This window comes from Kitasatospora sp. NPDC056651 (assembly GCF_042792155.1).
Lineage (GTDB): Bacteria > Actinomycetota > Actinomycetes > Streptomycetales > Streptomycetaceae > Kitasatospora.
In genome coordinates this window covers 1-5,743 of record NZ_JBHTWX010000151.1, presented here as the reverse complement: position 1 = coordinate 5,743, position 5,743 = coordinate 1, and the positions used below count along the sequence as shown (strand labels likewise).

Annotated in this window: 5 protein-coding genes; 2 read left to right on the top strand and 3 right to left on the bottom strand. The window is 72.7% G+C overall.

Features of this window, described 5'->3' with window-relative positions; translation table 11 throughout:
- Nucleotides 1-139: 139 nt before the first annotated feature.
- Nucleotides 140-1,654: an LCP family protein gene (locus tag ACFRAR_RS35885; RefSeq protein ID WP_380704113.1), complete on the bottom strand. Its 1,515-nt coding sequence runs from the start codon at nucleotides 1,652-1,654 to the stop codon at nucleotides 140-142.
- 121 nt (nucleotides 1,655-1,775) lie between these two features.
- Nucleotides 1,776-2,240 carry a MarR family winged helix-turn-helix transcriptional regulator gene (locus tag ACFRAR_RS35880; protein ID WP_380704111.1) on the bottom strand — a complete coding sequence of 155 codons (465 nt, stop codon included), beginning with the start codon at nucleotides 2,238-2,240 and terminating at the stop codon, nucleotides 1,776-1,778.
- Between the two features lie 118 nt (nucleotides 2,241-2,358).
- Here ACFRAR_RS35880 and ACFRAR_RS35875 point away from each other — a divergent pair, with 118 nt between their 5' ends.
- Nucleotides 2,359-3,384: an NADP-dependent oxidoreductase gene (locus ACFRAR_RS35875; RefSeq protein ID WP_380704109.1), complete on the top strand. Its 1,026-nt coding sequence runs from the start codon at nucleotides 2,359-2,361 to the stop codon at nucleotides 3,382-3,384.
- A 363-nt stretch (nucleotides 3,385-3,747) separates the two neighbouring features.
- The gene (locus ACFRAR_RS35870; RefSeq protein WP_380704135.1) at nucleotides 3,748-4,242 is read left to right on the top strand and encodes a DUF3145 domain-containing protein; all 495 of its coding nucleotides are present in this window, start codon (nucleotides 3,748-3,750) and stop codon (nucleotides 4,240-4,242) included.
- A gap of 66 nt (nucleotides 4,243-4,308) precedes the next feature.
- On the opposite strand, the gene fabF is transcribed toward ACFRAR_RS35870, so the two are convergent.
- Entirely contained in the window at nucleotides 4,309-5,571 is a 1,263-nt protein-coding gene (fabF, locus tag ACFRAR_RS35865; protein ID WP_380704107.1) for a beta-ketoacyl-ACP synthase II, read from the bottom strand.
- Nucleotides 5,572-5,743: the final 172 nt, after the last annotated feature.

The window sequence follows — 5,743 nt, the reverse complement described above, 5'->3', positions numbered from 1 at the left end:
CTCCCCCGCCCCGCGGCCCCCGGGGCGGGCCGGCGGGCCGCCCGCGGGCCCCCCCCCCCCGGCCCCCCGGCGCCCCGCCGGGGCCCCGGGCCGGCCGCCCCGGCTGTGGGCCCGGCCCGCCCGGTGACGGGGCCGGGGATCAGCCGAAGGTCAGGTCGGCGCAGGGATCGGTGTCGGCGTTGCGGGTGTTCTCCGCTATCCCGGTGGGGATGCCGTTCGGGGCGGGGATGGCGCCGGCCACGGGGCCGGTCGGGGCGCCGGGGGCCGGGCTCGGGGCGGACACCGAGTTGATCTGGGTGCCCGCCGAGCGGAAGTCGGCGCCGAGGGTGACGGTGATCGCTCCGGTGCCGGGCTCCTCGACCGCCTTGGCACCCGGGAAGAGCGCCACGACCTGGTCGGCGGCGGCCTTCAGCGCGGGGTCGTAGGAGACCAGGGTGTTCTGGTGCCCGGGGGCGTTGTGGCCGAGGGTGATGTCCTGGAAGCCGCGCGCCTTGAGCGTCTCGGAGCCGGAGCCGGCCAGGCCGGGCGTGCCGACCCCGTTGACCACGGTGATCGGCGTCGCGGCCTGTTCCGGGGTGAGCGGGGTGTTCGCACCGGCCGGGTCGGCGCCGGGGGAGGCGATCGCCTGGCCCGTCCCGGCGGTGCTCTGCCCGTCCAGGGTGCGGTCCTCGCGCAGCAGCTTCCACAGGGTGTCGGCGTCCGGCTGGACCAGTCGCACCCGGTCGCCGGCGAAGCGCCAGGGCGCGGTGACGAAGGAGACGTCGGAGAGCTTGATGTCCTGGACCGAGCGGGCGAAGTCCACCAGCTTCATCGCGGTGCCCAGCCCCTCGTCCACGGTGAGCGACTTGGTGGCCGCGTCGGCCAGCGGCAGCAGGGTGGGCAGCGAGAAGCCCTGGCCCTGGACCTTCTTGATCATCGAGGAGAGGAAGGCCTGCTGGCGCTTCATCCGGCCGATGTCGGAGTTGTCGCCGATGCCGTGGCGTATTCGGAGGTAGTCCACCGCGGACTGGCCGGAGAGCTTCTGGACGCCCTTCTTGAGGTGGATGCCGTACTCGTTGACGTCGTTGGGCACGCAGGCCTCCACGCCGCCGATGGCCTCGGACATCGTGGCCGCGCCCTTGAAGTCGACCACGATGGTGTGGTCGACCCGCAGCCCGGTGAGCTTCTCGACGGTGTTCTGGGTGCAGGCCGGGTTGCCCTTGGGAGAGAGGCCGACGCTGAAGGCCGAGTTGAACATCTGGTCGGTCTTCGGCTTCGTCCAGGTGCCGTTCGGCAGCTTGCAGGACGGGATGGTGACCAGGGTGTCGCGGGGGATGGAGACGCCGACGGCGTGCTTGTGGTCGGCGTAGACGTGGATCAGGATCGCGGTGTCCGAGTTGCCGACGCCCACGTCGCCGCCGCCCAGCGAGTCGTTGCCGTCCTCGCGGCTGTCCGAGCCGAGCAGCAGCACGTTGACCGGGACGGAGGCGCCCGGGGTGGCCGGGACGGGGGACGGCGGGCGCTCGGTGGCGACACCGCCCGCGTCGAAGGTGGTGATGTTGTTGTCCAGCCGGTGGTAGAACCAGGCTCCGGCGCCCACCACCGACAGCACCAGCACGGCGGCCAGTCCGATCGCGGTCCGCAGGTAGCGGCGTCGGCGCGTGCTGCTGCTCATCCTCGTGCCCCCCGTCTTCAGGAATTTCCCAGCGTTCGATGTTCGAACGTTAGACGTTCCGGAAGCCCGTTCGGTTACCCCCCTGGGGCCTATGAACAGCCCGGAAACCTTGTGATGCTGGTCACGCGCCGGGGCCGGAGGCGCCCGCGAGCATCCGGCGGAGCAGGTCGCGCAGCGCCGTCCGCTCCTCCGGGCCGAGCGCGGCCAGCGGCTCGCGCGCGAAGTTCAGCGACTCGCGGAGCTCCTCGGAGGCGGCCGAGCCGGTGCCGGTGGCGGCGACCAGCTTGACCCGGCGGTCGTGCCGGTCGGCCTCGCGGGTGACGAAGCCGCGGGATTCGAGCCGGTCGACGATGCCGGTGATGTTGGACGGCTCGCAGCTGAGCGTCTGGGCGATCTGGCGCATCGGCATCGGCCCGCGCCGCAGCAGGGCGAGCACCTTGGCCTGGGCGCCGGTGAGCGAGCGGGCGGCGGCGGCGTCCTCGTACTCGCGGTGGAACAGCGCGACCAGGTTGGCCATCAGGTCGACGACCTCACGGGTGATCTCGTCGGACTGCGGCGCGGCGTCCTGGACCGGCTGGGTGCTCATGGTCGAGAGTCTACCTGAAAAGTTGACAGCATGAACCTTTCATGCCCATCGTTACTTTAGTTACTGAACCTTTCAGGCGTGTGACACCACAGCCGCGCCGACCTCAAGGAGTGCCTCGATGGCAGAGCAGGCCACCCCCGCGACCGCCCGTGAATGGCACCTCGCCGCCCGCCCCCAGGGCTGGCCCGTGCCCACCGACTTCACCCTCGCCGAGGCCCCGGTCCGGACCCCCGGCCCCGGCGAGATCCTGGTCCGCAACGCCTACCTCTCGGTGGACCCGTACATGAGGGGCCGGATGAACGACGTGAAGTCGTACGCCCCGCCGTTCCGGCTCGGCCGGGCCATGGAGGGCGGCGCGGTCGGTCACGTCGTCGCCTCCGGGGTCGAGGGCTTCGCCCCGGGCGACGTGGTGCTGCACGGACTCGGCTGGCGCGAGTACGCGACCCTGGACGCCGGGCACGCGGTCAAGGTCGACCCGGACGCCGCCCCGCTCTCCGCCTACCTCGGCGTGCTCGGCATGCCCGGCATGACCGCCTACGCCGGCCTGCTCGCCGTCGGCGGCCTCAAGGAGGGCGACAAGGTCTTCGTCTCCGGCGCGGCCGGCGCGGTCGGCTCGATGGTCGGCCAGATCGCCAGGCTCAAGGGCGCCTCGCTGGTGGTCGGTTCGGCCGGCTCGGCGGAGAAGGTCGCCAAGCTGGTGGACGAGTACGGTTTCGACGCCGCCTTCGACTACAAGGCCGCCCCGGTCGCCGAGCAGCTCGCCAAGGCCGCCCCCGAGGGCATCGACCTCTACTTCGACAACGTCGGCGGTGACCACCTGGAGGCCGCGATCGGCGCGCTGAACACGCACGGCCGCGCGGTGCTCTGCGGCGCGATCGCCCAGTACAACGCCACCAGCGCGCCGGCCGCGCCGCGCAACCTCGCGCTGGCCATCGGCAAGCGGCTGCGCCTGGAGGGCATGCTGGTGAGCGACCACGCGGCGCTCCAGCCCCAGTTCGTCGCGGAGGTGTCCGGCTGGCTGCGGTCCGGTGAACTGCGCACCGAGGAGACCGTGGTGGACGGCTTCGAGAACGCCGTCGAGGCCTTCCTCGACCTGCTGCGCGGCGTCAACACCGGCAAGATGGTCGTCCGCCTGGAAGGCTGACGTCCCGTCAGGAATCCGACCGCCCCGCCGCCCCGACCGGGTGGCGGGGCGGTTCGCGTGGCGGCCCCGGCGGCCGGGCGCGGTGCCCGGAGCCGCATTACCGCATTCCGGCCGGATCCGAAAGTGTGTCATCCGTCTTGTGACGTCGCGCGGTACGGTGGTCCCGCCAGGCGATGGGGCCGTTCGGGGGAGAGATCCGGCCGAGGGGTAGACCTCGTTGAGGATTCGACTAGCATTGAGCGAAAGCCTGTCCGTTTTGCTCAATTTAGTAGCTTAATGTCGGCTGACGTGGGTAACTGCGGGTCAACTGTAGGCATGAGGCAGCCGGGGAAGGCGACCCTCGTCCACAGCCTGGAGGTCCCGGTGACGACACGTGGAGTTCTGTACATCCACTCCGCGCCCCGCGCGCTGTGCCCGCACGTCGAGTGGGCCGTCGCGGGGGTGCTCGGTGTGCGGGTGAGCCTGGACTGGATCCGCCAGCCGGCCGCACCCGGGCATTGGCGTGCCGAGCTGTCCTGGCAGGGAGAGCTCGGCACGGCTTCGAAGCTCGCCTCCGCGCTGCGCGGCTGGCAGCTGATGCGGTACGAGGTGACCAGCGAGCCCTCCGCCACGGCGGAGGGGGAGCGGTACAGCAGCACGCCCTCGCTCGGCATCTTCCACGCCGTCACCGGCATCCACGGAGACATCCTGATCCCCGAGGACCGGTTGCGGGCCGTCCTGCTGCGCGCCCGCAGCGAGGGGGCCGACCTGGAGGCCGAGATCGTCCGGCTGCTCGGCAAGCCCTGGGACGACGAGCTGGAGCCCTTCCGGTACGCGGGCGAGGGCGCGCCGGTGCGCTGGCTGCACCAGGTGGTCTGACGGGCCGGGCGGACACGAGGAAGGGGCCGGCGCTCATCGAGAGCGCCGGCCCCTTCGTCATGGGCGTCAGCGGGTGCGGAAGGCCAGCACCACGTTGTGGCCGCCGAAGCCGAACGAGTTGTTCAGCGCCGCGATCCGGCCCGCGGGCAGCGGGCGGGCCTCGCGGACGATGTCCGCGTCCACGTCGTCGTCGAGGTTCTCGACGTTGATGGTCGGCGGGGCCACCCGGTGGTGCAGGGCCAGCACGGTGGCGACGGTCTCGACGCCGCCGGCACCGCCCAGCAGGTGACCGGTCATCGACTTGGTGGCCGAGACGGCGATGTGGTCGAGGTCGTCGCCGAGCTCCTTGCGCAGCGCCTTCAGCTCCGCGGTGTCGCCCTGCGGGGTCGAGGTGGCGTGCGCGTTGACGTGCACGATCTCGGCCTTGTCCAGCTCGTTGCGCTCGAACAGGTCGGCCAGCGCGCGGGCCACGCCGGCGCCGGTCGGCTCGGGCTGGGCGATGTGGTGGGCGTCCGAGGACAGGCCCTGGCCCACGGCCTCGCAGTAGATCCGGGCGCCGCGCGCCTCGGCGTGCTCGACCGACTCCAGCACGACCACGCCGGCGCCCTCGCCGAGGACGAAGCCGTCGCGGGCCTTGTCGTACGGGCGGGAGGCGCGCTCGGGGTGGTCGTTGTTCTTGGACATCGCCATCATGTTGGCGAACGCGGCGATCGGCAGCGGGTGGACCGCGGCCTCGGTGCCGCCGGCCACCACGACGTCGGCGCGGCCGCTGCGGATCATCTCGATCGCGTAGCCGATCGCCTCGGCGCCGGAGGCACAGGCGGAGACGGGGGTGTGCACACCCGCGCGGGCGCCGACCTCCAGACCGACGTTGGCCGCCGGGGAGTTGGGCATCAGCATCGGGACGGTGTGCGGGGAGACCTTGCGGGCGCCCTTCTCCTTCAGCACGTCGTACTGGTCGAGCAGGGTGGTCACGCCGCCGATGCCGGAGGCGATGACGGTGCCCAGACGCTCGGGGGCGAGCTTGGAGGACTCGTCGGTGGCGGGGGTCTCGAAGCCGGCGTCGGCCCAGGCCTCGCGGGCGGCGATCAGCGCGAACTGGGCCGAGCGGTCCAGCTTGCGGGCGAGCGGGCGGGGCAGGATCTCGCCCGGCTCGACGGCGGTCCTGGCGGCGATCTTCACCGGCAGGTCCTCGGCCCACTCCTCGGTCAGGGCAGCCACACCGGACTTGCCGGCGACCAGGTTCTCCCAGGTGCTGGCGGCGTCGGCGCCCAGCGGCGTGAAGGCGCCGATACCCGTGACGACCACGGTGCGATTTTCAGCGGTCACTGGTTTCTTCTTCTCTCACGTTGTGCGGGGGGTCGGCGGCGTGCCGAGGATGGGCCCGGCCCGGCCCCCCCGGGGGGCGGGCCCGCCCGCCGGGGGGGGCGCCGCCCCGCAGCCCCGCCCCCCCCGGCGCCCCCCGCGGGGGGGGGGGGGCCGGCCCGCGGGGCGGCGACAA